21 protein-coding genes and 6 pseudogenes are annotated in these 24,483 nt (G+C 59.7%); 13 read left to right on the top strand and 14 right to left on the bottom strand.

What is annotated here, in order from left to right; all coding sequences use genetic code 11:
* The 3 genes and pseudogenes from IVA80_RS27825 to IVA80_RS27835 form a co-directional block, all read right to left on the bottom strand.
* Window positions 1-105 (bottom strand): annotated as a pseudogene (locus IVA80_RS27825) (IS5/IS1182 family transposase); the annotation flags it as partial.
* Window positions 99-447 (bottom strand): annotated as a pseudogene (locus IVA80_RS27830) (glycosyltransferase); the annotation flags it as partial. The pseudogenes IVA80_RS27825 and IVA80_RS27830, both read right to left, overlap by 7 nt.
* On the bottom strand, window positions 444-857 hold the full coding sequence (locus tag IVA80_RS27835; protein WP_247437626.1) for a sigma-70 family RNA polymerase sigma factor: 414 nt from the start codon (window positions 855-857) through the stop codon (window positions 444-446). The gene IVA80_RS27835 and the pseudogene IVA80_RS27830, both read right to left, overlap by 4 nt.
* Window positions 858-1,097: 240 nt before the next feature.
* Here IVA80_RS27835 and IVA80_RS27840 point away from each other — a divergent pair.
* The 3 genes and pseudogenes from IVA80_RS27840 to IVA80_RS27850 all read left to right on the top strand — a co-directional run bounded on the left by IVA80_RS27840 (window position 1,098) and on the right by IVA80_RS27850 (window position 2,530).
* Window positions 1,098-1,549, top strand: a pseudogene (locus IVA80_RS27840) (Hsp20 family protein).
* A gap of 99 nt (window positions 1,550-1,648) precedes the next feature.
* Window positions 1,649-2,134 (top strand): Hsp20/alpha crystallin family protein, encoded by a 486-nt coding sequence (locus IVA80_RS27845; RefSeq protein ID WP_247437628.1) that lies wholly within the window; start codon window positions 1,649-1,651, stop codon window positions 2,132-2,134.
* 129 nt (window positions 2,135-2,263) lie between these two features.
* Entirely contained in the window at window positions 2,264-2,530 is a 267-nt protein-coding gene (locus tag IVA80_RS27850) for an SPW repeat protein (RefSeq protein WP_346348025.1), read from the top strand.
* Between the two features lie 308 nt (window positions 2,531-2,838).
* On the opposite strand, the gene IVA80_RS27855 is transcribed toward IVA80_RS27850, so the two are convergent.
* Window positions 2,839-3,459 carry an SLATT domain-containing protein gene (locus IVA80_RS27855; RefSeq protein ID WP_247437629.1) on the bottom strand — a complete coding sequence of 207 codons (621 nt, stop codon included), beginning with the start codon at window positions 3,457-3,459 and terminating at the stop codon, window positions 2,839-2,841.
* A 75-nt stretch (window positions 3,460-3,534) separates the two neighbouring features.
* Between IVA80_RS27855 and IVA80_RS27860 the strand changes: the two genes are divergently transcribed.
* The 5 genes from IVA80_RS27860 (at window position 3,535) to IVA80_RS27880 (ending at window position 6,514) form a co-directional block, all read left to right on the top strand.
* Window positions 3,535-3,756 carry a hypothetical protein gene (locus IVA80_RS27860; protein WP_247437631.1) on the top strand — a complete coding sequence of 74 codons (222 nt, stop codon included), beginning with the start codon at window positions 3,535-3,537 and terminating at the stop codon, window positions 3,754-3,756.
* 94 nt (window positions 3,757-3,850) lie between these two features.
* The gene (locus IVA80_RS27865) at window positions 3,851-4,159 is read left to right on the top strand and encodes a hypothetical protein (protein WP_247437632.1); all 309 of its coding nucleotides are present in this window, start codon (window positions 3,851-3,853) and stop codon (window positions 4,157-4,159) included.
* Window positions 4,160-4,297: 138 nt separating this feature from the next.
* Window positions 4,298-5,260, top strand: a complete 963-nt coding sequence (locus IVA80_RS27870; protein WP_247437634.1) for a hypothetical protein — start codon at window positions 4,298-4,300, stop codon at window positions 5,258-5,260.
* 53 nt (window positions 5,261-5,313) lie between these two features.
* Window positions 5,314-5,526, top strand: a complete 213-nt coding sequence (locus IVA80_RS27875; RefSeq protein ID WP_247437635.1) for a DUF2934 domain-containing protein — start codon at window positions 5,314-5,316, stop codon at window positions 5,524-5,526.
* Window positions 5,527-6,100: 574 nt separating this feature from the next.
* On the top strand, window positions 6,101-6,514 hold the full coding sequence (locus tag IVA80_RS27880) for a hypothetical protein (protein ID WP_247437637.1): 414 nt from the start codon (window positions 6,101-6,103) through the stop codon (window positions 6,512-6,514).
* Window positions 6,515-6,966: 452 nt separating this feature from the next.
* Here the strand turns inward: IVA80_RS27880 and IVA80_RS27885 are convergent, their stop codons facing one another.
* The 8 genes and pseudogenes from IVA80_RS27885 to IVA80_RS27920 form a co-directional block, all read right to left on the bottom strand.
* Window positions 6,967-7,176 (bottom strand): hypothetical protein, encoded by a 210-nt coding sequence (locus tag IVA80_RS27885; protein WP_247437639.1) that lies wholly within the window; start codon window positions 7,174-7,176, stop codon window positions 6,967-6,969.
* Window positions 7,177-7,397: 221 nt separating this feature from the next.
* The gene (locus IVA80_RS27890) at window positions 7,398-7,850 is read right to left on the bottom strand and encodes a phasin family protein (protein WP_247437642.1); all 453 of its coding nucleotides are present in this window, start codon (window positions 7,848-7,850) and stop codon (window positions 7,398-7,400) included.
* 777 nt (window positions 7,851-8,627) lie between these two features.
* On the bottom strand, window positions 8,628-8,906 hold the full coding sequence (locus IVA80_RS27895) for a dodecin family protein (RefSeq protein WP_276007924.1): 279 nt from the start codon (window positions 8,904-8,906) through the stop codon (window positions 8,628-8,630).
* Window positions 8,907-9,183: 277 nt separating this feature from the next.
* On the bottom strand, window positions 9,184-11,079 hold the full coding sequence (locus IVA80_RS27900; protein WP_247437645.1) for a cyclic nucleotide-binding and patatin-like phospholipase domain-containing protein: 1,896 nt from the start codon (window positions 11,077-11,079) through the stop codon (window positions 9,184-9,186).
* A 344-nt stretch (window positions 11,080-11,423) separates the two neighbouring features.
* Window positions 11,424-13,037 carry a glycosyl hydrolase family 17 protein gene (locus IVA80_RS27905; RefSeq protein WP_247437647.1) on the bottom strand — a complete coding sequence of 538 codons (1,614 nt, stop codon included), beginning with the start codon at window positions 13,035-13,037 and terminating at the stop codon, window positions 11,424-11,426.
* 420 nt (window positions 13,038-13,457) lie between these two features.
* The gene (locus IVA80_RS27910) at window positions 13,458-13,784 is read right to left on the bottom strand and encodes a nuclear transport factor 2 family protein (RefSeq protein ID WP_247437649.1); all 327 of its coding nucleotides are present in this window, start codon (window positions 13,782-13,784) and stop codon (window positions 13,458-13,460) included.
* Window positions 13,785-15,307: 1,523 nt separating this feature from the next.
* Entirely contained in the window at window positions 15,308-15,535 is a 228-nt protein-coding gene (locus IVA80_RS27915) for a hypothetical protein (RefSeq protein ID WP_247437650.1), read from the bottom strand.
* Between the two features lie 1,957 nt (window positions 15,536-17,492).
* Window positions 17,493-17,639 (bottom strand): annotated as a pseudogene (locus IVA80_RS27920) (flagellar basal body rod C-terminal domain-containing protein); the annotation flags it as partial.
* A 16-nt stretch (window positions 17,640-17,655) separates the two neighbouring features.
* Here IVA80_RS27920 and IVA80_RS27925 point away from each other — a divergent pair.
* Complete coding sequence (locus tag IVA80_RS27925; RefSeq protein WP_247437652.1) at window positions 17,656-17,820, top strand: hypothetical protein; 165 nt, start codon at window positions 17,656-17,658, stop codon at window positions 17,818-17,820.
* 461 nt (window positions 17,821-18,281) lie between these two features.
* Here IVA80_RS27925 and IVA80_RS27930 read toward each other — a convergent pair whose 3' ends face one another.
* Window positions 18,282-19,307 (bottom strand): IS110 family transposase, encoded by a 1,026-nt coding sequence (locus IVA80_RS27930; RefSeq protein ID WP_247437653.1) that lies wholly within the window; start codon window positions 19,305-19,307, stop codon window positions 18,282-18,284.
* A 208-nt stretch (window positions 19,308-19,515) separates the two neighbouring features.
* Here IVA80_RS27930 and IVA80_RS27935 point away from each other — a divergent pair.
* Window positions 19,516-19,703, top strand: a pseudogene (locus tag IVA80_RS27935) (IS110 family transposase); the annotation flags it as partial.
* Between the two features lie 1,757 nt (window positions 19,704-21,460).
* On the opposite strand, the gene IVA80_RS27940 reads toward IVA80_RS27935, so the two are convergent.
* The gene (locus tag IVA80_RS27940; RefSeq protein ID WP_247437655.1) at window positions 21,461-22,177 is read right to left on the bottom strand and encodes a hypothetical protein; all 717 of its coding nucleotides are present in this window, start codon (window positions 22,175-22,177) and stop codon (window positions 21,461-21,463) included.
* Here IVA80_RS27940 and IVA80_RS27945 point away from each other — a divergent pair.
* The 3 genes and pseudogenes from IVA80_RS27945 to IVA80_RS27955 all read left to right on the top strand — a co-directional run bounded on the left by IVA80_RS27945 (window position 22,167) and on the right by IVA80_RS27955 (window position 24,470).
* On the top strand, window positions 22,167-22,844 hold the full coding sequence (locus IVA80_RS27945) for an integrase arm-type DNA-binding domain-containing protein (protein ID WP_247437657.1): 678 nt from the start codon (window positions 22,167-22,169) through the stop codon (window positions 22,842-22,844). The two genes, IVA80_RS27940 and IVA80_RS27945, sit on opposite strands and share 11 nt — an antisense overlap.
* Window positions 22,835-23,016, top strand: a pseudogene (locus tag IVA80_RS27950) (IS3 family transposase); the annotation flags it as partial. The gene IVA80_RS27945 and the pseudogene IVA80_RS27950, both read left to right, overlap by 10 nt.
* 452 nt (window positions 23,017-23,468) lie before the next feature.
* Complete coding sequence (locus IVA80_RS27955; protein WP_247437658.1) at window positions 23,469-24,470, top strand: ornithine cyclodeaminase family protein; 1,002 nt, start codon at window positions 23,469-23,471, stop codon at window positions 24,468-24,470.
* Window positions 24,471-24,483: the final 13 nt, after the last annotated feature.

A 24,483-nucleotide genomic window follows, 5' to 3' on the forward strand; every position in this document is an offset into this window, starting at 1 on the left:
GCGGCCGAGCAAGGTGCGCAGCTTCTTCAGCGCCCGGTTGGCGCGATTGAACTGCTTGGCGTGGGCATAACGCTGGTGCTGGATCAGGGCGAACTTGCCCTGCCGTGCAGCGTGGTCAGTGTCCTGCCGCGTTCAGATCGGAACAGCGGAAAATGCAGATAGTCGGAGTGGAAGTGGAGAATGTCGAACTCGTCGGCGCGCTCGCACCTTGTCGAGCATGATCATCTGGTGGGGAAGAGCGTCGCGGACGTCGGGGTCGAGGCGCAGCGCGCGAGGCGTGCAGGGGACGAGCTCGGCGGAGGTGATGGAATCCTCGCTCGCGAACAGCGTCACCTGGTGGCCTTGTCGGACCAGTTCCTCGGTCAGCCAGGAAACGACCCGCTCCGTTCCCCCATAGAGCCGGGGCGGGACGCTCTCGAATAGCGGGGCTATCTGTGCAATCCTCATTTCTGTCTCTCCGCAGTAGCCGCTGCGCCGGACGGGGGCCTCCATCCGCCGGGAAAGCCAGGAGGCAATCCATCCAAGCGAGCCCTGAGCGCTTCCCTGACCTTTTGTAGTGCGCGAACCTCGATCTGGCGGACGCGCTCGCGTGACACGCCGAAAGTGGCGGCGAGCTCCTCCAGGGTCTTCGGCCGTTCGGCCAGGAATCGCGCGCCGACGATACGGCGCTCGCGGGGGTTAAGGAGCGCGAGGGCGTCGTCCAGTGCGATCCTTACCCGGTTGCGATCCTCCGTTTCCGATAGCAGCGTTTCCGGGTCTGGGGCCGGATCAATCAGCCAGTTCTGGATTTCCTCGGACCCGTCCTCCCAAGTCATGGGCAGGTTGAGCGAAGTGTCACCCCGGATCCTCCCGTTCATCTCGACGACCTCACGCGGAGCTACTTTCAGTTCGCCAGCGATATATTCGGCCTCTCGAGGTCGGGCCGGGACGGTGAAAAAAATGCAATTCGTGCGCGGGTATCGCTCTTGAAACCAATCCGGCCCCTTCTAGTTTTTGTGGTGCCACATGTGTGGCGCCGGATGCCGTCAGGGTCCGGCCGAGACCGCCGGAAATCCCGGCGTTGCCTCTATCCATGTTGCTCAAGGGAGAATGTGGTTATGAGAAACTACGAAATGTCCCCGTTCTGGCGTTCGAGCGTCGGATTCGACCGCCTGTTCGACCTCGTCAACAACGCGACGAACGACAGCGACAATTATCCGCTGTACGACATCGCACGTACCGGCGAAACCAGTGCCAGATCACGCTGGCGCTGGCGGGCTTCAGCCCGGAAGAGATCACCATCACCGCGGAGCAATCGACGCTGACCGTCGAGTGCCGCGAGCCCAATAAGGGTAATCGCGACTACCTGTACCAGGGAATCTCTCTGCAGCCGTTCAGGCGCGTTTTTAACCTGGCGGACTATGTCCAGGTCAAGGATGCGACTTTCGCAAAAGGCATGCTGACAATCACTCTGGTTCGGGAACTGCCGGAGGCGATGAAACCGCGTCGCATCGCGATCGAAACCGCCGGCAACGACAACCAGCAAATCGAGCAGAAGCAGACGGCCTGACAGAGTTCCGTTCGAGGCTGTCGAACCGCCTGTGCGCGGCTTGGCCGCGCGCGGCGGAGCTCTGTCCAGTGAACATGAAGAACAGAGAGGAGAATAACTATGGCACTACGCGATCTCATTCCGTGGAACAACGGCTCTCGAGAGGTGAGCCTGCACCGCAATGAACCCAATCCCTTCCTCGCCCTTCACCGCGAGATGAACCGGCTGTTCGACGACGCTTTCCACTCGTTCGATATCGCTCCGTTCAGCTCTCAGGCGATGGGGTGGCCGAACGTCGAAGTCAACGAGACCGGAAACGAAGTCAAAGTCATCGCTGAACTTCCCGGTCTCGAAGAGAAGGACGTCAACCTCGAACTGAGGGACGGCCTGTTGACCATCAGCGGCGAGAAGAGGAGCGAGACCGAAGACAAGGAGCGCCGCTTTAGCGAGCGCTACTATGGGCGCTTTGAGCGTTCCATCCCGGTCAACGACGTCGATCAGGACAAGGTCGAGGCGTCTTTCAAGAATGGCGTTCTCACCGTGACGCTGCCGAAGTTACCTACCGCGCAGCAGAAGGTGAAACGGATCGCCATCAACGGCAAATAACCGCAGCTACGGGCGGGAGCCCCTTGGGCTTTCGCCCCCGCCGGTGGCGCCGACAGGTCAAGCGACCTCGAGGCGACTAATCTGTGGAAACAGAGTGAATGGAAGGAGCCAATGTAGGGAGTTGCAACCATGAACACCGTCTGGAAAAAGGACATGATCGCCGATGTGGTCAACCTTGTGATCGGCCTGGGCTTGTTCGTGTCACCGTGGGCCTTCGGGTTCGCCGGTGAAAGTCCCACCAACTGGAATGCCGGGCTGAGCGGCATCCTGATCGCTGCGCTGGCCGTAGCAGCGCTGGCGATCTTCGCCGAATGGCCGGAGTGGATGGCACTTGCCGTCGGCGCTTGGGTCGCCGTGTTACCTGGGTGCTGCTCTTCTCGGCCAAGGCAACGGTGACACCGCTCCACGTCATCGCCGGAATCCTGGTGGCGGCTGTTGCTGCTTTGCGCCTCTGGCACCTGCACCAGAGCCATCCGCGTGTGACGGCCTGATGCTCAGCGAGGGGAGGTTGCTGCCAGCCTCCCTTCGCATTCGTCTGCGCGACTGCGCCATTTTGCCCGCGAGATCAACGATGATGGGTGCTGCAATGAAAGCGAACACGCCAAGGGCTTCTCAGTCGGCCGTTGCGCCAAGCAGAGAAGCCGTGCCGCTGACTTCGTGCATGTACACGCTTGACAAGAAGCGTCGCCGAGTCCTTGCGGGCCTTAGCCCCGAGGAGACGACCGAATTCGAACTGTTGGATGCTCAGTTTCCGCTCGATGACAAGCCGGCTTGGCGGGCTTCCGATCTACCGCTCTCTCCGAAAGAGCAGCGGTGGCTGGAGCTATTCCGAAGAATGCCCTAGCGCTCGGGTTATCAACCTCAAACTTGGCTTCTCCGGCAACAATTCCGGCTTTGGCCTTCTTGTAAGCCCATCCGGGAATTTGAGGACTGCCGCTGTTCAATTCGTCCTTCCTGCTAATGAGTTCACGAAGTTTCGTTGTCAGGACGAGGTCGGATTCTTCCTGCCAACACTCCACTGACCAAAACAGACGACCTTCATTGTTGAGTTTGTCGTAGCCGTGAGCTGCGTTCAGGTGGGCGCTTTCCTTCTCATTCGGATTGAGGAAGGTGCTGATGCCCGAGAGTACGGCGATCGTAAGGGAAAGAAAGCCCGCAAGCGCTTTGAGTTCGGGATAGGTGTCAGCGTATTGCGAAAATGTCGCCGCGCCGACGAGGGCGGAAATAATGACGACCGGGAGGCCATCGTCGGCACCGATCGCCGCGACCCAGCCACAGCGCCGTTTCCCGCAGCGCCGCTGCACGTGCGGACTGCCGCAGGCCACGTTCGTTTCTGGCCTGCGGAGAATGAAGGCCGACCTATCCTCGCGCGCACTCTCCCCTCGCCGCGCTCGCCGGCGATGACTGAACCTGTGCTGACCGTGGAGCTGATCTGCGACCACCTTGGGATCTCGCGCTTTTCGCTCAAGAACCACATGGGCAAATCCCGATTCCGAAAGTTACCCGGCGCGGACCGCGAGCGCGCCGCCATTCGTTGGATGACCGTCAAGGTCGGCCGAGAGCAATTCATCGCGGCCGTGAGAGGTCTAGCTGAGCAAATGCGCCAGGCGGAGCGCGTGTGAGCAGCGAGTTATTAGAGAGAAGGGAGCACTCCTCTCATTGCGCCCCGCCCGGCGCGCTGCAAGCTGGGGCCGGTTTGATGAGGAGGGGAACGCGATGAAGAGCAGAACCATCTTGGCAGCCGTCGCACTGGCGACGGCCTGGGCGGTGCATGCGCCCCATGCCGCAGCGAACGAGAAGCTCGGTGCCGTTGTCCGCCGCCTGAAGGACGCCTGTGTGGGGGCGGTCCTGCAGAACGGAGCGCTCGAGAAGATCGCGAGGGCAGGGATGACGGCGACGTCGGTTTGCAGCTGCGCCGCGGAAATTGAGGTCGCGCGCGGAAGCCTTCCCAAGGAGGGCTTCGATGCGTGGTCAGTGCAACCCCAATTCAAGGAAACGCTGGCGCGCTGTGCGGGAGCTCAGTGAAAAGTTACGTCATCCAGCGACTCAAAATCCAAGTACCCCGCCACTCCTAACTCACCTTCGACAACTGAGCCTCCCGCATCGAAGTCATATCGACAAAGCCGCGCAAATCGACAAAGCAAAACACGAGGACCCGTCTGAATGGCCCCCGATAACTCCGCCGCTGTGATCTCGCTTCGCCAAGCGGCTCCGAAAGCAATGACCGCAGCGCAACGCGCGAAAGCCTACCGCGACAGAAAGCGGACGGCAAAGCTTGCGCCGGCCGACGCCGAACCGCCGCGCCCCACAGATCTGCCCGAGAGCTCCGGCGCATCGACTAGGCCCTTGGCCGCCGTCACGGCGCATGTGACGCCGCGGAAACCGCTCCCCGTCACGCCGGCGCGCGTGACGTCCGCTACCCAGGAGCCTCACGTCACGCTGTCACGACGCCAGCTCGTTCCCGTCCTGCTCAACGCCGCCGCCTGTTGCCTCGCCGTCGTCGGCCTGACGATCAACGGATGGTTCGCGCGATCGCTCGGCGCCAGCGACGTGGCTGGATGGCTGTTTCTCGCCTTGGGCATCGCTGCTGATCTGATTGCGCTGGTAATGCCATCCTGCGCAGCTGGACTTTGGCACGCGCGCCGGTTGTCATCGCTGGTCGGATGGGTCCTCTGGCTAGTGACGTTCGTGTTTGCCGTCACAGCAGGCCTGGGCTTCGCTTCCACCAATATCAGTGACGTCACGCTTGCCCGTTCGTCGCGCGTGACGCCGGCCGTCACCGCCGCGCAGGCGAGTTTGTCGGATGCCGTCTCGGCTCGAGATCGTGAGTGCAGGGGTGGTGTGGGGAAATTTTGCCGTGATCGTGAAGCGGTAGTACTGGACCGACGCCGCGTTCTTGATGCCGCCATGGCAGCTGTCGAGCAGATGGGCGATCCTCAAGCGGATGCCGCCATTAGGCTCACGGCGTGGGTTTCCTTTGGCGCGCTCCGGCCATCGTCCGAGGACTTCGCCATGGTCCGTTTGATCTTGCTGGTGCTGTTGCCGCAAATGGGCGGCCTTTTGATCATGATCGGCCGCCAAAGCGCGCGCTCAGCTAGCCCCGCAAAAGGAACCGCGCAGGTTTGAAATCTTGTTAACCGCCTGCCGGCAGGATGCCGCTCCAAATATGAGGGAGCACGATGTCTAATCTGGAACAAATCATTCGCGAACGCGCCTACCAGCTGTGGGTTGAAAGCGGCTGCGAGCACGGCAAAGCCGAGATGCATTGGCTAGATGCTCAGCGCGAGGTTCTTGCGGCTGCACTCGGAGGTGTCGCTCGGGTTTCGAATGCCGGGTCGGGCAAGTTGAAGACAAAGGTGACCGCGCCTCGAAAAAAGCGCCGAGCAGCTTAGTTATCAACGCGGTTTTTGGCTGCAGCCTCTGTCCTGCGACGCCGGAGCGAAAGCACTAACTCAGTTGCTCCCGGCGCGGGATGACGGTCGCGACGCATGCGAAGTAGCGGCCCACCGCGTGAGATCCGCTCAGTGAGGCATTGCGGACCAGATTTGCTCAGGTTGAGTTCTTCGCCTTTTGACCCTTACCGGAAGTGGCGCGCCGATGATTTGCTGGACAAACTTCTTCCTAGGCCAGTCCAAATGACCGGTTTGCAGACGTCTCCTCCAAATCAATCGTTTGTCGGACGCGTTTATCGCCGCCGACTTTCCGCCAGCATAATAGCGCCGGCAGCCATCGGGACAATGACGAGGACCGTGGCAAGCGCCTCCGCCGAGGCCAGGGTGTCGTACCAGTCTGTTCCAAAGCTCAAGCATGCGCTGGCCTCTATCGACGCACGCCCACCAACGATAAATGCACTCTGTCGAAAGGACGTGCGTTCGCGCACAAAGTACGATGCTACGTTTCGTCGCGTGCGTTTTGATCGCGCGGCAACATGACTTATGCCGGACGCCGGAATATTGAGCGAAGTAGTTGCGGTCACCGCGCAGTAAGATCGTCCGCGGCTACGGGGCCGTTTCGCTGATGGTCAACATGGCAAGCGGGCAGACGGTTGCCACTGCCGCTGTCGGCATGCTTTCGGTGCTTGGACCGTCGCCTTCCGCGATCACGGCTGTCGTTCGTGTGGCGGGCACTGCCTCGCGGATTCCGGCCCCGCGGTTTAAGGCGGCGTTCGATCGAAGCCCAGCAATACGGCAGGTCGTCCAGCTTCACATCAGGGCGATGCTTGCGCAGTTTCAACTCGGCGTGGCATGCAATGCGTTACATCCGGTCCAGGCAAGGATGGCCCGCTGGCTGCTCCAGTTTCGCAATCGGACCGACCACGACGTCCTTCCGCTCACCCAGGAAGCGCTGTCGCAGATACTCGGCGTGCGGCGACTCTCCTGATGCGCAGTCTGCGCGCGTCCGGAGCGATCCGATCGGAGCGACGAGGTCAGATCGAAGTCGATCTACGGCGGCTTGCTGCGGCCGCTTGCGAATGCCACGGCACCATGACTGGCGAACTCGACGAGATTTTGTCGATCGGTGTGCCCGATCTAGCATTCCGGTCACGCCACCTGATGTGATATCGAGGTGATGCCTTGTGAGCAGCTGATGTTTCGAGTTGATCAGCTTGTCTTCGCTCGACCAGAGCCTGACGCGGATTCAGCCTCAAGCTCCGCAATTTCGCGCAGCACTCGCGCCACCTCACGCAACTCGTTGCACGCAGGGCCCGGCTTCAGCCGTCGTGCCTCGATAAGACATCCTTCGCCTGCAAAAGCCAAGCGGACGTTCCCCGCGAAATTTGCATGTGCGCCATGGTGTCCCTCCATCGCGATCATCGATGCATGTTTGGTCGATCACGCCAGTAAGCGGGCGGTGCGAGGCGCAAAGCCGCCGGCCTCGTCGACCCAGGCTTCCCGGGCGAACCAGCCGTGATTGGACCGGCAAATCGGGCAGCGAGTGTGTGCAAAGAAAACGGGGCTGCGCCGAAAGCTCTCGCGATCGGTCTTGATCCCGGTCGGGATCGCGCGTCCGGTGTGCGGACACCTGATCATGATCATGCCCATGTGAGCCTCCCTTGGATTTGATTTTTTTTGGATTGTCTCTATTGGTCTTTAAAAACAAACCGGCCGATTGGATTGCGCTTCTTGTTGGTGCGGTGGGCTTGGGGGGGCATCGCGCACCTGCCTGTTCTTCGACCGAGCATGAGTGGGCATGCTCGTGGCGGAGCTTGGTCCAACCGGCCGGATCTCACTCTTGAACGAACCTGGATGTAGTTGACTGCGGCTTAGCTGCCCTGGTGAAGTACCTTGGCGACGTGCTTCCTGAGCGGCTCGCCAGTTTCTGTCGCAAACTTCTGCGTCAGAACCCACAGGTCCTTGCTCTGGGCGGATGCGGTATCGAAAGCCCTGCGCGCCTGCCCTGTCGACACGGCAACGAGATCGGTCGCCGACCTGCTACCCAGGAGGTGGATGAAGAAATCGATCGCGGAGGCGGTATTGGCGTTTGAGATCTCGATGATCTTGAGGCCGTAGTCGGTCGCGCTCCTTGCGTTGGTCGAATAAGTCTCGCGCAGTGCTTCGGCCATCTCCTCGGTCGCCGCTTTGATCTTCTCGCAGCCTTCCCGCGCGCGGGTCACGCCCTGCTCGGAAACTTCCCTGAGTACGCCGTGCAGCGCAAGCTTCGGGAATTCGAACGACGGCATCGCAGAGCCGTTCGTTCCGTTCGGTTCAGCTTTCATTTCACTTTCACTCACGATTATCCCCATACTCAAGCGACACCGTTCCCCCGGCGCCGATTTGCGCCGCAGGAGTTCGTGGAGGCGGGATGCCCGCTTCCGTGTCCGATTTGGTTTTTGATGAGCTTCTGTCCAGCCCAGGTACCACTATGTCCCAGGTCATATAGGCTGTCGGTTCGCTTTGCGACTCTCGACAAAAAAGTTTGGAATGATGTCAATTCACTCAATCGTCATATCAACAGAATGTGCAACTATCCGGAACATGAAATCGATTGGCAGCAATGCCGGAGGTGCCAGCCACTCGCGAACTTGAGTTTGGGAGTTTGATGCTGCGGGAGCACAATGCTCTCATTCACCGATAACAGCCGAGAGGCGCGTGGTGATATCCTGAGTAGTATGGTGACCATTCGCAGAGCAACGAGGGAGCAGGTCGGTCGACCATGCCGTAAGTGGGCGCGGACAGAGCTCGCATGGTGACCTCGCGGTCTTTCTGGAGATCAGCTTCGAGCTCAAGGATGATGTCGTGGAGCAGACACGCGGCGAGCGGGTCGGTAACTTCTCGTTCCAACAGGCGATAGCGCGCGATCCGGACTTCTTGCTCGGTGATCGGCCCTGTGTGGACATGCGTCATCCCTCCGACTAACCGACGCGGAGGTGACCGTATTAGTTCGACTAGGGCCTACTTCCGAGATGGGTCAAAAACGCCGGTTGGCGGGCCGCGCGACACGCCTTGCTTCAATGAGCCATCCTCGCCCCGCAAGCGGGGCGAGGTGCTGAGGCTCAGGAGCCCTCGAACTTGAACGATACGTTGAGCTTGGCGCGATAGGCCTCTACTTTTCCCTTGGCATCCAGTTGCATATCGAGTTTGACGACCTCCGCAATGCGAAGATCCCGGAGAGATTTTGCAGCTTGCTCGACCGCATTGGCGGCCGCCTTTTCCCATGAGTCGTTGCTGGTACCGATCAGTTCAATGACCTTGTAGACGCTATCAGGCATGTCGTCCTCCTGTTCGGTATGAAGCAGGAAGCAGGTGCTCCCTGCCGTCGTGAAATCTAGCATCAGGATATCGGCGCTGACACGACGCGATTGTCTCGGGGACATCGCCCGGAGCCGAAAAGGAGCAAACTGCATCTGGCGGGGAGGGCGGCTCTTGGCCCATCGCGTCGGTTGGCGGAGTGCAGCGGCAGGTCTGGAGTCGGGGGTAGAGCAGAAGTCATGGCCTCCGGTGCGGACAGCCGCCTTTTGACCCTGACCGGACATTCGCGCTGATCAATATCTGAGGCCGGTCCAGAGGCGCGGCCAATCGGCGAGACGGACGGCGAGACGCACCCGCAGCTCAGCTGGATAGAGCATTGCTGGCGAGCTCGACGACGGCACCTCGCATTGTTGCTGGCTTTCCGGCAGCGAGGATGGCGGCCATTGCCGGGTCGCCCTCTGCTTCCAGCGCCACGATAGCTTGTCGGGCCCAAAGGTAAGACGCCTGAAAAATCTCCGTATGGCGGTCGAAGTCCGTCACATCGATCCCTAGCGGACAGGGCGGGCGTATTACCAGATCGAGTGGTCCCGTCGGCAACGTATCATAGCGCTGATGCGCCACGAGGCTTCGCCACAGCACGTTGACGGCACTCGGCGCGGCGGGAAGCAGCTTCTTACGAAACGGCATCAGCATTGCCGCGACCAGCTCGAGCCGTCCGGGCAACGCATCATACGCGACATCAAACAGCTCAGCCGCCGGCTCGCCGAAATGCACAACCAGATTGGGGCCACTCTTTAGTTGATGCATCGGTGCCAGCGGCACATTATCGATCAAGCATCCATCGACGAGCATCGCACCTTCTGGCGTGTAGAACGGCGGCAATAGTCCAGGAATTGCGCTTGAGGCACGCACCGCCTGCCAGAGCGATCCCGAGCGGATCAATTCCAGATTATGGGTCGAAAGATTGGTTGCGACTGCCGCGAAAGGTCGCCAGCAATCCTCGATCCGGCAGTCGTGGCCGAATTGACGGGCGAGCGCCCGATCGAACGCCTTATGATCCAGCAAGGCGTAACGCGGCCAGGTTGGCCGCCGGAAGCTGCGACTCCTGACGAAAATATCGTGCGTGCCGCGCTCAAGATCCTCTGCTTCGAGGTTCTTTGCGAATCCGGCCGCCATGGCAGAGCCGACACTGGTGCCGATAAAGATATCGAATATCACGCCAAGCTCGCAGAAGGCCTTGTAGACCCCCACATGCGCCGATCCGAGGCTTCCGCCGCCGCCGGCGACGTAGCCAATCGCGCGACCCGACAGGAATCGGACTAGACTGTCGAAATCAACTTGATCCCCCAGGGCGACATGGTGATGCATGAAGGAGGGCAGCCGAGCAAGCCAGGCCGCGGTTCCACTGACGTGACTGCTCCGTCGATCATGTACGCGAACGAGGCGTCGCGCCGACCTTGGGTGAACCTCGCAGGCAAAAGTCTCGACATCCGTCAAGGGTCCCACCGGCGCATCGCCACGGCACCCGAGCACAACCATGTCGGCCTGGCGGATAGCCTTGCGTGTCCAGGAATTGGCATCGTGATCTCCGAGGTAAACTACCAGCGGCGCGGCGTGTTCTAGTCTGTTGAGCCATTCAGCGACATCGGGCGCATCCGGGGCTCGCCCAGGAAAGTTGGAATTGACGCGGGCGACATCGACGATCTCCGCATCGGTGGCGGCGAGCGCATCGCGCATTCGACAATCAAAGGCGCCAGGCAACAGCTCGCGTCCACCTTCGATTAGGGCGACCGTTCTGGCCCTTGGCGACGAGCGAAGCGGCGCGAGGCGCGCCGTCTCCTTGCCAAAACGGAGCGCCAGCGCCGCAAGTACTGCCTCAACAATGGCGGGCGCGTCCCTGGCAAGCTTCTGGTAGGCTGCACGTGTCAACGCGAGCACACTGGTGTCGCGGATGGCAATTACATTGGCAGTGCGCGGGACATTTGCAAAGAAGCCGATTTCGCCAACCAATTCGCCGGCACGGAGCTCGGCGAGAGGTTCGAGCTCGCCATTTCGGCACACAGCTAGCGCACCGTGCAGCACCAAAAACAACGAGTCCGAGGGGCCCCCTTGGGCAACGAGCCTTTCTCCCCGCACCAGATCGGTGCGAACCATTGCGTTCAGAGCCGTCATCCGCTGTTCCGGACTGAGCGTTCTGAACAGAGCGAAGTCCTCAGACACGTTCCCCGACGCAAATGTCGCGCTCGCTTCATTCATTGGCGACATCCAGTTCGACTGCACGGCCCTGATGTTAATGCCGGGTCACCTCGTGTGCCAGAATGAATATTAGGGTCAGCGCGCCAGCTCTTCGCAATGCATTTATAGAAGCACCGCAACATAGATTGTGAAGCTATCCTGCCTCTACGACGCTGCAACCTCGGGGCCCCTTTCGACTTTCATAGACCGCCTCCGTTCGCTGCGGCGCTTGAGTCCACACATGTCCCATCGCGTGGTTGACGCCGCGCATCGGCAGATCTGGAGTCGGGGAGAAACCGGAAGCCTTCGACTCAGGGCGGACCGACGCCAATGGCCCAAAACGGAAGTCGGCTGGCGAGGTTTTCTCAAGCGCGCGCCCGCCACAGCGTAACCGCAAGCAGTATATAGGCAGCACAAGTCCACAGTGACTGCCAATTGTCCGGCCCTTCGCTAAGCGCCGCATAGATGGCTGCCACCAAGAATACGCCGGCAAATATCGCTTCCGCCATGGGGCGGATTCCTTTCTTGGGGCGATTGAGCTGCGTCATAGCCGCAAATGGGACCGCCGCCATAGTGAGGGCCGCAAAAGGAAAATCCTTCTCGCGCGGGTCAAACATGAAGCCCAGCGCGGTCTCCGTGCCGATCACGATGGTTACGATCAAGATCCATCCGTGCATGATCGCCAGCCCCGATGGAGTCCGGAAGTCCTTCGGACCCAGCAATTCGAGAAATGTGGGCGGTGCGCGCCCTGACATCAGGGCGTTGGCGCCGAACAGCGGCGAGGCAGTTGCCGCCACCAGAAGTGTGCCCCACAGAAGCCAGCTGCCCGCGTCGTAGCTTTCATAAAACATCTTTTGAGCGGCCACCCCAAACAGGACTCCGGCGGTGGTTGCCGATATTCCGACCGCAAACCATGAGACGAGCCGGGGCTGCGAGAGCTTCCGGCGCGAGGCCAGCCATGCAGCGCCGAACACCAGGATCGCCAGCGCCATTCCGCTGCTCATTTGCAGTTTCCAGAGCGGATAATTGCTGACGGGGATGCCGGGCGGATATTTCAGCGTGCGCTGCGCGGAATCGAATAAGCCCCACGATCCGCCGACGGTGCCCTCGAACTCATGCTTCCACAATTCATCATACGCCTCGAACAGGTTGACGCGGAAATTCTCGCGCCGGGCAAGATCGAGGACCTCCGAGATCACCCGCGCCTGATTGGTGCGCGACGGTAGCGCCGAATCGCGCATCCGCCCTTCGCTCGGCCAACCAGTTTCTCCAATTAGGATTTCCTTGCCCGGAAACGCCGACGCCACCTGCTTTCGGACGGCGTCGACGTGAGCAGCGGCAGATTTCGCCGGGACCGGGACGTTTTCCCAATATGGCAGGATATGAACGGTGACGAAATCGACGGCGTCATCGAGTTCCCGATAGCGCAACCAGTACTCCCAGACGTCGGAATAGGTGACGGGGACCGGCACTTGTGCCTTGACCGAGCGGATTAAGGCAGCAAGGTCGGGAGGCGTCATCTTCCGATGCAACAGAACCTCATTGCCGACCACGAGTGCGGTGATGGTTCCCGGATGTTGCTGGGCGAGGCGTATGCCCGTCGATATCTGTGCCGCGTTCTTCTGTCGGTCCCTATCGAGCCAAATTCCCTGAATGACTTTCAGCCCCACCTTGGACGCAAGTTCGGGAATCTGATCGAGACCAAGATCAGTCGCATAGGTACGGATACAGTCGGTTATTTTGGCAAGCTGGGCGAGATCTTCCGCGATCTGGTCCCGCGGCACTGGTGTAGGCGACTCTGACGTTTGGTTGTTGCGGAAGGGCCCGTAGGATATGCATTGCAATTTGGCATTCGGATCGATCGGTGCGCGCGCCAAGTTGATCGGTATGGCCAGCCACCACCACACCGCGGCGATCGCACCTAGGGATATGATGAGAAGCGCCAGAGGCGTGCGAAGCGAAATAGTTCGACCCTCCAACGTAGAGATCGTCGGTCAACCGGCATGCTGTCGTGACCCGACAACAACAGAAATCATCGTCCGCAGGTACCTACTTGACTGTGAAAGCTGCCGCCAGATTGTCCGTGCCGCAAGTGGCGAGTCGACATCCAACGATGGCCTTAAGGCCACCGCAGGGCGGATAAAAATAATCTTCGCCATCTCCCGAGATGGCCTTCAGGGACCGGCAGCAGAGTGGCCTTTCCTGACGGTCGCCGTGCCGACCAACGAACGTCGCCTGTTGGCCCGTTCGAGACACGCCGGTCCGATCTGACGATGTCCGCTTGTCCGAGCAGACCAGAAGTCACCGGTTTGGCGGCAAACAACGAAATTGACCCACCGCGGACCTTGGTCTGGAAAAACCAAGAGCCGTCCCCGCGGCGTCATAAGAGTAATGCCGCTTCAGCTTGAAGGACCGCAGCTAAGCGTCTTGATTTTCCCGACGGTATTGAACGCTAGAACTGCACTCACCACGCCAATGCTAGTTATGTACGAGATCATTGTCCCATCGTGCGATGGCTGGAGATTGTCCAGCTCCGACGCTGGATATTGCCGAAGGCGGTCCACCCAATAGGCGCGGAGACCCCCTCTGCCGGTGATGGTTTTCATGCCGCCACAGCCGCAATGGACTATCGCATCGTCAGCATACATTCCAAGGATAGTTTCAATCTCGCCAGCGCGGTAGGCGTCGAGCCAATCAACCGCAGCGGCCATCGGGTCGAAGGACATATTCCTCACCTACATGCCGGTATCGAGCGCAGGTTTAGAATTGGCCTAGTGAACGGAAGATGAAGTCGGAGAGGTTCCGTGTCCGTAGTTCTTCGGGCATGAACGAGTTCAGCCGAGCAATTTGGTGGCCCCTAAGTGGTTGACCGCATCTTTCATCCCGAACCAGCAGCTTCTGCTCGTGGCCCATCGCGTCGGTGGCGGGGCGCAGCGACATGTCCGGAGTCGGGCGCAAACCGGAAGTCACCGGCTGAGGGGCAAACCGACGCTCGTGACCCTTCACAGACCTTTCAATGTCTTCAGCAAAGGTTCGCTGTTGCCCGATCTTGGGAATGTCCTGATGCCCAAATGTTTCGCAAAGCGAAAGGAAATTCCCGAGGTATAGTCGCTTGCCACCTACTTCGAGGTGGAGTTGCGGAGGACATCGATATGAGATTTTCCTCGCTGTTCCTTATGGGCTTAGCTGTCGCCATCTTGTCGAATGCACCCGCCAACGCCGTGACGAAAACTACGAGGCCGAACACTCTATCGACAGAGATATTTCACTCGGGTGCGCATGCCAAAGTGCTTGACCCGGATATAAGGGCGTTTGCACCGCCCAAGGCCAGGACGTACGTGGAATGCAAACAAGGGCTATGGGCGCAAGGTGCGAACCCCAACTATCAATACGCGGTCTGTAGCAGTATGGGGTACAAGAACTGACCAATTCACGCACGCAGCAGAGGCCGCCCTCAGATGGTGGCCTCTCTGTCATATCGGGGTCTTATGAGGCCAGCAGGGAATGTCGCCTTCTGGCCCATCGCTGCCGTTGATGCCACGCTGCTTGATATTGGCCGATAGGGGGCAGACCGGAAGTTTGCGGTGGAGCGCTAGACCGACGCTTTTGACCCACAATCGACGTGCGGATTTTGTCGGCTCCGCACTCCTGGTTGCGGATCGAATGGAACATCGCGTTCGCGATTAGAGATAAGGGAACGAAAGCCCCTGCCAGCCTTTAAGCAACATGGGGCCGTCGCTCGCCGGTACTAACACGGCGCATGTCGCGGATAGCCAAAGGTCGTGCCTGCGACCCGCTGCTCTGAATACAAGCGCTCGCGCAGATAGCCAAAAGCGGCGGTCTCCAGTTTCCTTCAAAAGCGTGTTGAGGTCGCGGGGGAGCAGTGTTGGGCCGATATCGGCCGGCCGGATGGCGTTTTTGCCACCGTTATGCGCAGCCATATCGACATTGACTACCTACACAGCCGGGCCATCGTTCGAGAGATGGGCGAGAGGCTACGCGCGCCGCTGAAACCAGAGCCGAAACTGCCGGCGCGCCTCAAAACGCAAATCGACCGGCTTCGCGAATTGGAGCGCTCACTGTCAATCGTTCCCGATGCGGAGCATTGGAAAACACCTCGCCGCTGAGCCGCAGCTGGGCCGGCCGAATATGGACGAGCAATGCCATCGGAGAAACGCCGTGCGTGAAAGATTTTGAGCGGGTACACGACCAAGACCCGTTCGAGACATGCCGTCCGATCGGACGATGTCTATTGCGCGGCGCGTTCCTTGCCTGACTGTTCCTCTACGGCTGTCGCGGTTTCTTCCAAGCCCTTTTCGTAAAGGCCCGCGAACCTCTCAATACTATCGGCCCACATCCTCAGCATTGAGACCTGGAAGTGCATAATCGGCTTCAGGGCCTTCATGCCGATTGCTGCCGCTGCGGGCCCTTGTGGGTCGCGCGCGATACGGTTTGCGCTAACGATCGTGTCTGCCATGCGGTTCGCTCCTTCGCTCTGGTGTTATATGACCTAAATCTAAGTGTCGGGTCGTGCACAGCGTGATTCTAAACACTCGGCCAAAATTTGATCCGCAGCGAGTCTCGCACATCGGTCGTCATGCAATTCGTCCAATTTTTTCAAGTAAGCGACTGCCGCTACTTGCAAGAGATCGAAATCATCCTTGCCGGTATCACAAAGGTTGGCGACGTAGCGATAAAGGAAAGGGCGGAACGCCTGTTATCGTTCTCGCTGATGCCGCTGTGGAGGAGCAAGTAGTTCCGCCAAGCAAACGCACACGCGCCTTGTATGGCAAGAGAAGTCATGGGCACCTCCCAAAGCCAGAGAAAGACTGACGACCCGTTTCGTTCCGCGACTCTCTTAGATGTAACGTTGTTCCGTAGCTGCGCCGCAAGGTGTTTACATGCAGGGGTGTCGGTGCTCAGTCGGCGACTGTCCATAGCGCAAATCGGTCAATGCGATTAGCTGTTCGCGTCGAGTTGGGGCTGGTCGCCTTTCAAGTGGCGGGGCTTGCCCGAATGGGCGTGCGGGTGTTCCCTAAAAAGTGGGACTGGGGAATATGTGAGGCTTCCGCTGCTGGCCCGTTTGAGACATGCCCGCCTACACTTAGGATGTCCGTTCACCGGGTTAGACGGGAAGTCGCCAAGCTCCGGCTAAACCGACGCGAATGACCCGCACCGGACGTCGGGCAACATTTCAATGCCCCAAGGCGGCGGGTCTCCGATACACATTTCGTGACTGAACTGCTTAACTCTCTAATCGACTAATAATTATTTCGAGAAAATCATAGGAGCCGCAATGTCCTCTCCAGAAGAAGACGATCGGCAGGAATTTTTAAGATCCTGCGGCAGATTCGCCTCCGTAACACCTCCGACTATTACAGCGTTGCTTTCGACCTCACTTAGTAGCACCGCAATTACCAGCTCCGACGGCCGGCGTCGTGTATGCCTAATAACTATCGCTGAGAGCAGAAGGCCGCCTGAGAGGGGGCCTTAGACTGTCACCGGTGTTTGCCGCTGGGTAATGAAGCGAGAAGCTGGGTAATCGCGGCGATTTGCACTTTCGGGTTTTGGCCCGCGAGCATCGGCCGCATGTGCTCTACGAGCGCGTCCGATTGCCGAAGCCTCTCTCGCATTTCCCCGCTGTTCATTGATCAATCAGGTAGGCGGCTGCTTACTCGACCGCATCTTTCCGTTCGGACGCGTCTGCTTATGGCCCCTAAGCGGACGGCTGGCCCGACCGCGCGGACCCCTGAGGGCAGTAAACCAGCATCCCTGCGGGAGTGGACTTGCTTCGCAAGAAGTCAGCTCTCGTTGCAACTTTTTCCCGGCCCCATTGTTGACGAGCTGGAGCGAACCCGGCCAGCAAAAGTGCCGCACCGGACAACGGTCTCATTCTTAGCAGGAGGCGATTACATGAAATGGATTTGCTTGGTCGGCTTTGTGGCGGGCGCCGTTGCTTTAACGCCTGCACCGTCTGCCTCTGCGATGCCCGCGGCCAAGCCGGGCGCACTGGCCGCATCTCAGAGTTCCACTATTGAGGTCAAGGGCGGCCACGGACATGGCGGGGGCCACGGGTGGGGTCATCGCGGCGGGCGTGGTCATCACTATGGTTGGGGCAGAGGCCGAGGCCATCACTATGGCTGGAGGCACCATCACCGCTGGTAAGCATCAGGATTTCCGGTCGGAGTTGGTGACCGGCGTTGAGGTTGGGAGTGCCAGTTGCAATTTGTTAATTATCAGGGGCCACCTTGCGAGATGGACCGCATTGAGGATTCGCTCAAACCTTAGCCCGTTTGGACGCAGCGCGACTTGGCCCGCTTAATGTTGCTCTCTAGAGAACGGGCCACCGCAGCCAAGGCGGCTAAGGCGCTGGGGCGCCGCGTTAGCTCGGTGCGTCGGCAAGCTCGCGAACAGGGCCTACTGCTTTACAAGAGCTAGGGCGCGTCCAGCAGATCGGCGCCGGTCTGGAATGATTTCGAATTTGCGGTGAAACCTCGTTGCGCCTCGATCATCGAAGTCAACTCGTCCGCGAGATCGACGTTGGAATCTTCCAGAGCACCCGACTGGATAGTGCCGAGCCCGAGAGGATTTCCCAAGATGGAAGATCATCGGGATATGTTGGCGATCCAACGGAAGCTGGTGCACTGTCGCCAGCTCATGAAAGAGTTTCCGGACGGGCCAACGGCGAAGCACATCCGGGAGCTGGAGGACGAACTGAAAGCCGAGCTGGCAGCCGAGCTACGCACCCTCACGGGGCAGTAGGCAGCCTCAGCCGCCGACCACAGGAACTCGATGCGCGTTCTTGCGTTGGTGCGCATCATGCCCAAAGAAATCGCAATAGCGTTTTGGTCATTGGCTGCCGCCTGCGTGTTGGCGTTTAGCTTCGCGGCTCTCCTCTCTTCCCACTAAGAGCAGTAATCAACTGACTTGGGTCCGTGTCAGTGGGCGCCCTCGTTCGTGGTTCGCAAGCAAGGTCCGCTTGTGATGCTGTTGTCTAATCGCTGCTGAGGCGTCAAGCATATAATTCGTTCAGGGGACGCTGCCGGTGCATGGTTGTCTTCGCGGTCGGCATTAGCCGCCGCATGATAGAGCTTCGCAGGACGAGCCTTCAATGTGGACGACGCACTTTGCTGAATCGGCAGTGCAACAGCATCACCGGAATGGCTCGGCTCACGTCCCGGCAGGGACACCTTAGGCGCTCAGATTCTGAACGCTATCGGGACTTATGCTGCGGTTCCGGCATTCGGATTGAAGAGTTCGCCAGTCTTAAGCATCGTATGCATTATAACCGCCAGCTTGCGCGCCACGGCCACGGCAGCTCTTTTGAAGCCGATCCTCTCCCGGAGCTTCAGACCCCACGTGCGCAGAGTGCTGTAGGTTGAGCTGCGCGTCAGAATGACCCCGGCCGCTTCGTAGAGAAGTCCTCGCAAATAGCAATCGCCACGTCGGGATATATGGCCGTCATAATCGACTTCTCCGGATTGGTAGCGACGCGTCGTCAGGCCGATCCAGGCGCCAACAGATCGGGATTTCTTGAAGTTGTCTGGCCTCTCAATGGCTGTGCTGAAGGCGGTTGCGGTGATCGCTCCGATTCCGGTAATGGACATAAGGATGCGGCAAGCCTGACTCTGGCGCGCGTCCCGGACCAACTGGCGTCCGAGTTCGGCGGCGCGGATGCGAATGCCTCGCCAGGCTTCCAGCATCGGAAGCACGATCGATGCAAGTCCGTCTTGATCGGCAAGAAGGCTCCGGACGTTCTTCTCGAAGGTGCTTCCCTTTCCAGCAGGAACGAGCAGACCGAAGGTCTTCATGACACCGCGGATCTGGTTGGAAAGCTCTGTTGTGATACGGACCAGCCGCGTGCGTGCCGCGACAAGCGTGCGGGTCAGCATGCTGTCGAATCCCTTCACCCGAACCTCACGAAAGAAACCAACTTCTGCGAGCTGCGCTAGACCATCGGCGTCGTTCGCGTCCGTCTTGTTCGCCGCCATATCGAGCGCCGCTTTAGCATGGCGTGCATCGATGCAGATCGCCGGCAACCCCTGGGCGCGGAGAGAATGATAAAACCATATCGACAGTGGTCCGGTCTCGAACACCACGCGTTTCACGGCTGGCGCCCGCTTGCGGATGAGCTCGGCTATGATCCTGGGATCAGATGCGCACTTGCCGCGCCAGATCCGTTCACCTGCTCGGCGGATCGAGACTGACGTCTCTTTCATCGACACGTCGAGACCGATATATTCTTCCATGGCTGTTCTCCATTCGATGCTTGGGCCCGGCGTCCAGTCGTGAGCCCGTATCTCCATCCTATCGGGGAACAGCCACCCTCCAAGACGAGTGATTGGTTTTGGGCAACTTGCTCCCGCGATTACCCCATGTGGACGGCTCCTCCACGGGCACGAGAGTGTCAAGGAGTGGGCGCCGTTTGAAGGCGCCCACGATTCGGAGGAGCAGGTTATGCAGTCAATTTCGACAGTCGGTCTGGATATCGCGAAGTCGGTCTTTCAAGTGCATGGGGTCGATGCAGCCGGCCAGGGGATCATACGCCGTCAACTCAAGCGCCGTTCGTGCTGTCTTTCTTTGAGAAGTTGCCGCCGTGCCTCGTGGGGATCGAGGCTTGCGCGTCCTCGCATTATTGGTCGCGTTGCGGGCAGTGAAGGCTCAGATCCTGGAGTTCGATAGTCACGCCGTCGAAACAGTTTCCATCACACATTCACATGATAACTGGATCCCGCCGGGTGGTGGTACAAGTCGAGCCGATTAACAGCTACGGCGCGGCGGACAAACAAGAGGCGGCCATGATCGACAGATTCACTGTTCAACACTGAGCGTGTCAGCCAGCGGAGCGGTCGGAAATCAAGTGAGAGTCGGTCACCGAAACAGACGCCGTCGTTCCGAGAGTGCTATCTCGCATATCCAGAAAGGCATCAGTGATATGTCGGACATTCCGAAGAAGGCGCCACCTTATACGATCGCGAGTAAGCAACTTACAACTTGCAACGTGACTAGTGGCGAAAGAAAATTCGGCTCAATTTCGTGTCACAGGCGGGCGGACCGGTGTCGATCGAAATGCCATTCAGCCAGGCCGAGTCACTCGTCATGACGATACCTCAGCTTCTGTCCATTGCGCTGAAAATGCAGACAGGCGACGCCCAGGCGCGCTACGTGTTTTCGGTCGGGGCGTGGTCCCTGGAGTCAGCGAAGGAGAACCATCGAATTCTCTCGCTGAGAACGCCGGACTGCTTCTAAGTTGCGTTTGCTATGTCGGTTGAAACATCCATGGCTATGGGATCGGCGCTGACGCGAGCCACGGAAGCCGCGCCGGAGCATAAAGGCTTTGGGAAAGCCAGCAGTGAATTAGGGCAGCCCGCCGATGAGATAAAAAGGAGGCGTTCCTGGTGCCGCGACCCGGGAACCGCACTCGTCAAGTTACTAATTTCCTCGGTGGGCCCTGCAGGTCTCGAACCTGCAACCAGACCAATATGAGCGGCAGTAAATCGGTCAGCTTCATTGATTTCGTCGTGTTTTCGTTTGCCTTTGATCGCGTTTGTTGCGGTTTGTTGAGGTCGTTTCTGGTGCCAAACTGGTGCGGAGCGCATCTCGTCGTTGGGCTCAACGAACTCCAACCATAGCCTTTCGATACCGCCGCCCTCAGCTCGTCGAACCTGAGTCCCAAGAAGTCGTTGGCCGCGATCAGCCCGTTCATCGTCTTGCGAGCGTCGCCACTGCCGGAGGAGATGGCCCGGTCGGCCGCCGCGTCCAGGTCGACGGAAGATGGCGCAGAACTTGGGGCGCTGCGGGCGCACGGGATGGGCCAATTGCTCGTAGCCGGGACCGTTGGTTCCCACGTCCTGGAACGAAAAACAGCTTGTACATCAATGGGGATTGACTGACACTCTCTCCGCCGAACGGCTTCTCCATTGTATCCGGGCATTCGAAGCGACAGGAAGTCAATGAATAACGTGACAACGGTCGTTGCGGATAATTCCACGATGTTACCCATAGTCACCGCGCAAACCGTAGTTTCGGAACGTGGGCTCGGAGGACGAATTCGCATTGAGGAACTTAGCGCGCAAACCCATTTGAGCGCCTGGCGGGGCTGCACGCCGCCAGCGGAGATAGCTTGGTGGCACCGTGGCGGGGCACGGGATGGGCTGTTCCTGGGGACGCTCAATTCGTGGGAAAGCGCTCGCGAATGTGCTCGTAGCTTCCAGCGGCAACCGCCAGCACCTCCCGCACGAGCTGCCTTGCGAACCGCGCCTCACTGAGAGAAGCCGTCTCACCTTGGTGCACAATCAAGCTTCGCTTATCGTAGAGTCGCACGGCTGATTTTCCGACGGCGCCAGGGTCTGGATCTCCCAAAGTTCGCGCTGCGTCCATCGCCAACCGACGGACTGAACTCCTAATCGACTCCGACTTCCAATGTATCGCGCCCTTGTGCATGTCGAAAAGCGCTTGACGAAGCGCCGGATCCATCGCTGTTTCGGCCTCGCTCTTCATCCGGACCATCGCGTCTTCGATGATGTCGAGGCAAGGCTTTGGGCGAGGTGCCGGCTTCGCCATTATCTCTAGGATCGAGATCAGCGCGAGGAACTGCGTTGTTCGACGCTTCGAAATCGACCGAGGCGAATATCTCGCAGGCGAGCTTCAGCTCCGGCTGCGGGCTCGGTCCGATCAGATGCTCTAGCTCAGCGCCTTCGCTCAGGGCTGAAAACAAGCGTGCATCCGCTTCTTCTGACCGATGATTGCTTGCGACCCTGATAGGGGCGGGTGCGAGGTGCACTGGATACGCCGTAGCGAACTGACCGTCGAACGTTGGTCCATCCGCGACTCGTAGATCACCCCCAGCAGCCAGAATGCCGAAGTCCAGCCGCAATGCCGCCCACGGTAGAATCACTCGGATTCTGTCCAACAGTTCGGCGGCCAGCTCTAACGGCACGTCCTGGAATTCCAGGTAATAATACGGCTGTTGGATACGCATCTTCACGGCGTAGCTGAGCAACTGTCGCTGCGGCGTTTCACGATGATTGAAAAAGCCGTTCTCGCTCGTGGTTGAGAGTGGGATAGAAACATTGACGCGGGTCTCGACATAAAAGCGAGTTACCCAGATGGCTCTCACTTTGTTCGCTCTTCAAAACGCGAAGCCGAAATCGAAGCCCTACAAGCTTTCCGACGGCGAAGGCCTGCATCTCCTGATCCAACCCAACGGCAGTAAGTGGTGGCGCTTCCGCTACCAGTTCTCCGGGAAGGAGAAGATGCTTTCGCTCGGCACCTTCCCCGAAGTCTCACTCGCGGCAGCTCGAGAGAAGCGTCGCGATGCTCGCAAGCTCGTGGCCGACGACATCGACCCCTCACTGCACCGCAAGGAAGAGAAGATCGCGGCGACCGTCGCGGCCTCCAACACCTTCGGCCTCCTCGTCGAGGAGCACATCAAGAACCTGGAGGAGGGGGGCGCAGCACCGTCCACGCTGGATAAGAACAGGTGGCTCTTGCAGGACCTCGCCGCGCCTCTCACTAAGCGGCCCATCACGGACGTCACCCCGGCTGAAATCCTCGACATCCTGAAGAAGGTCGAGAAGTCCGGCCGTAGGGACACGGCCCGCCGGCTTCGCGGTGCAATCGGCACCGCCTTCCGCCTCGCTATTCAGACTTTGCGCGCGACCAATGACCCGACCTTCGCGCTGCGCGGATCGCTCCTGAAGCCCAATGTCCAGCATCGCCCGGCCATCACGGACGAGCGCGAGCTCGGCGCCCTCATGGTCTCCATCGACGAGTACGACGGCTGAAGACGCTGGATGACGAGAACACGCGGCTGAAACGGCTGCTGGCTGACGCCATGCTGGACAATGCGGCGTTGAAGGATCTGTTGGGAAAGAAATGGTGACGCCCGCGGTCGAGCGGAAAGCTGTCGCCCATCTGCGAGAAGCATTCGGGATGAGCGAACGGCGGGCGTGTAAAGGCGCAGGGTTGAAGCGGCGAACGCCGCTCAAACTTCCATACGTACGCTGCCTGCTGCTGTTATCTGTGCGGATTGGATTTGTCCCTGGTCCGAGGGGCGGCCGGACGCTTGCCGAAGCAAACCTTGTCCGCTCGAGATCGGCCAACGTCCAGTTGGTGCCGGTCGAGCATGGCACCGAGGACTTACCTGGCGGGTGCGTTCTTTTGCGACCTACGAGACCGGCTCAAACTGTTCGGATGAATTGGGCGTTGCTGGCACTTCGGATCGGTACGAAGAAACGAAGCTTAGCGTCGGTCTCGTTTGCCCGACGACAGGCTCGCCGGTATCCCCGCGCTCGATCGAAATCGTCGCGCTGACGATCTCATCGCGGCCATTCCGTCTTCCGGATAGGGGAGATTGACACCGATTTTCCTGACGATAATGTATAGACATATTATTGAGGAGCCGTGGTATGCCACCAATCTACATCGCTTATCTCAATCGCCTCGACATCGAGGAGTTGAAGGTCACCGACCAGGAAATTCTCGCCGCGATCGAGACCAGCCTGGCTGCCCAGGGCAGGGGCGATACCGTGATCGAGCCGCGCATGCATCTGGAGCCGGGCGTGGCCAACGGGCATTTCAACGTGCTGCGCGGGGCGATCAAGCCGCCGATCGACCGGGCCGGGGTGAAGATCGTCGGCGACTTCGTCGACAACTACAAGCTTGGCCTGCACTCCGAGCTCGGCATCCTGGCGCTGTTCGATCCCCGGACCGGCGCTCCCCAGGCGATCATGGATGCCAGCGGCATCACCGACATGCGCACCGGCGCGGTCACGGCGATCGGCGCCAAATATCTCGCGCGCAAGAATTCCAAAATCCTCGGTCATATCGGCGCGCGCGGGACCGCCTACTGGAACGTGCGGTTACTCGATCATCTCTTCGACTTCGACGAAATCCGCGTCCATTCGCGCCGCGAGGAAAGCCGTAACGGCTTTGCCGAGCGGCTCAGCCGCGATCTCGGCAAGAAGGTCGTCGCGACCGAGGACTGGAGGAGCTGCGTCAAGGGCGCCGACATCGTCGTCGAGGCGTCGCGCCTCGACAAGCCGGCACCGATGCTGAAGACCGAATGGATCAAGCCTGGCGCCTTCGTCGTGCCCTACGGCACGATGAGCGCGATCGAGCTGTCGTTGACCGACATCATGACGAAGCTCGTGGTCGATGACTGGGGCCAGTGCAAGGGCGGCAAGTTCGGCAGCCTTCGCGCCCATGTCGAGGCCGGCAAGCTCTCCGAGACGACACTGCACGCCGAGCTTGGCCAGATCGTCGCCGGCCTCAAGCCGGGCCGCGAAAGCGATTCCGAGACGAATTTGCTCTGGCATCGCGGGCTGTCGCTGTCCGACATTGCGCTCGGCCATGCGATGCTGGAGAAGGCCGAACGGATCGGCGTCGGGCAGCGCCTGCGTTTTGCCTGACCCTGCCGGGGAG

This window comes from Bradyrhizobium sp. 139, assembly GCF_023074175.1.
In the GTDB taxonomy this organism is placed as follows: domain Bacteria; phylum Pseudomonadota; class Alphaproteobacteria; order Rhizobiales; family Xanthobacteraceae; genus Bradyrhizobium.

Bases quoted from the DNA above. Each gene is read 5' to 3' on its own strand.
- IVA80_RS27845 (WP_247437628.1), top strand. From the start codon at position 1,649: ATGGCACTACGCGATCTCATTCCGTGGAACAACGGCTCTCGAGAGGTG.
- IVA80_RS27945 (WP_247437657.1), top strand. From the start codon at position 22,167: ATGGCTCTCACTTTGTTCGCTCTTCAAAACGCGAAGCCGAAATCGAAG.
- IVA80_RS27870 (WP_247437634.1), top strand. From the start codon at position 4,298: ATGGCCCCCGATAACTCCGCCGCTGTGATCTCGCTTCGCCAAGCGGCT.
- IVA80_RS27885 (WP_247437639.1), bottom strand. From the start codon at position 7,176: ATGGGCATGATCATGATCAGGTGTCCGCACACCGGACGCGCGATCCCG.
- IVA80_RS27895 (WP_276007924.1), bottom strand. From the start codon at position 8,906: ATGCTAGATTTCACGACGGCAGGGAGCACCTGCTTCCTGCTTCATACC.
- IVA80_RS27900 (WP_247437645.1), bottom strand. From the start codon at position 11,079: ATGAATGAAGCGAGCGCGACATTTGCGTCGGGGAACGTGTCTGAGGAC.
- IVA80_RS27865 (WP_247437632.1), top strand. From the start codon at position 3,851: ATGAAGAGCAGAACCATCTTGGCAGCCGTCGCACTGGCGACGGCCTGG.
- IVA80_RS27890 (WP_247437642.1), bottom strand. From the start codon at position 7,850: ATGAAAGCTGAACCGAACGGAACGAACGGCTCTGCGATGCCGTCGTTC.
- IVA80_RS27955 (WP_247437658.1), top strand. From the start codon at position 23,469: ATGCCACCAATCTACATCGCTTATCTCAATCGCCTCGACATCGAGGAG.
- IVA80_RS27860 (WP_247437631.1), top strand. From the start codon at position 3,535: ATGACTGAACCTGTGCTGACCGTGGAGCTGATCTGCGACCACCTTGGG.
- IVA80_RS27835 (WP_247437626.1), bottom strand. From the start codon at position 857: ATGAACGGGAGGATCCGGGGTGACACTTCGCTCAACCTGCCCATGACT.
- IVA80_RS27910 (WP_247437649.1), bottom strand. From the start codon at position 13,784: ATGTCCTTCGACCCGATGGCCGCTGCGGTTGATTGGCTCGACGCCTAC.
- IVA80_RS27925 (WP_247437652.1), top strand. From the start codon at position 17,656: ATGGAAGATCATCGGGATATGTTGGCGATCCAACGGAAGCTGGTGCAC.
- IVA80_RS27850 (WP_346348025.1), top strand. From the start codon at position 2,264: ATGAACACCGTCTGGAAAAAGGACATGATCGCCGATGTGGTCAACCTT.
- IVA80_RS27930 (WP_247437653.1), bottom strand. From the start codon at position 19,307: ATGGAAGAATATATCGGTCTCGACGTGTCGATGAAAGAGACGTCAGTC.
- IVA80_RS27915 (WP_247437650.1), bottom strand. From the start codon at position 15,535: ATGGCAGACACGATCGTTAGCGCAAACCGTATCGCGCGCGACCCACAA.
- IVA80_RS27875 (WP_247437635.1), top strand. From the start codon at position 5,314: ATGTCTAATCTGGAACAAATCATTCGCGAACGCGCCTACCAGCTGTGG.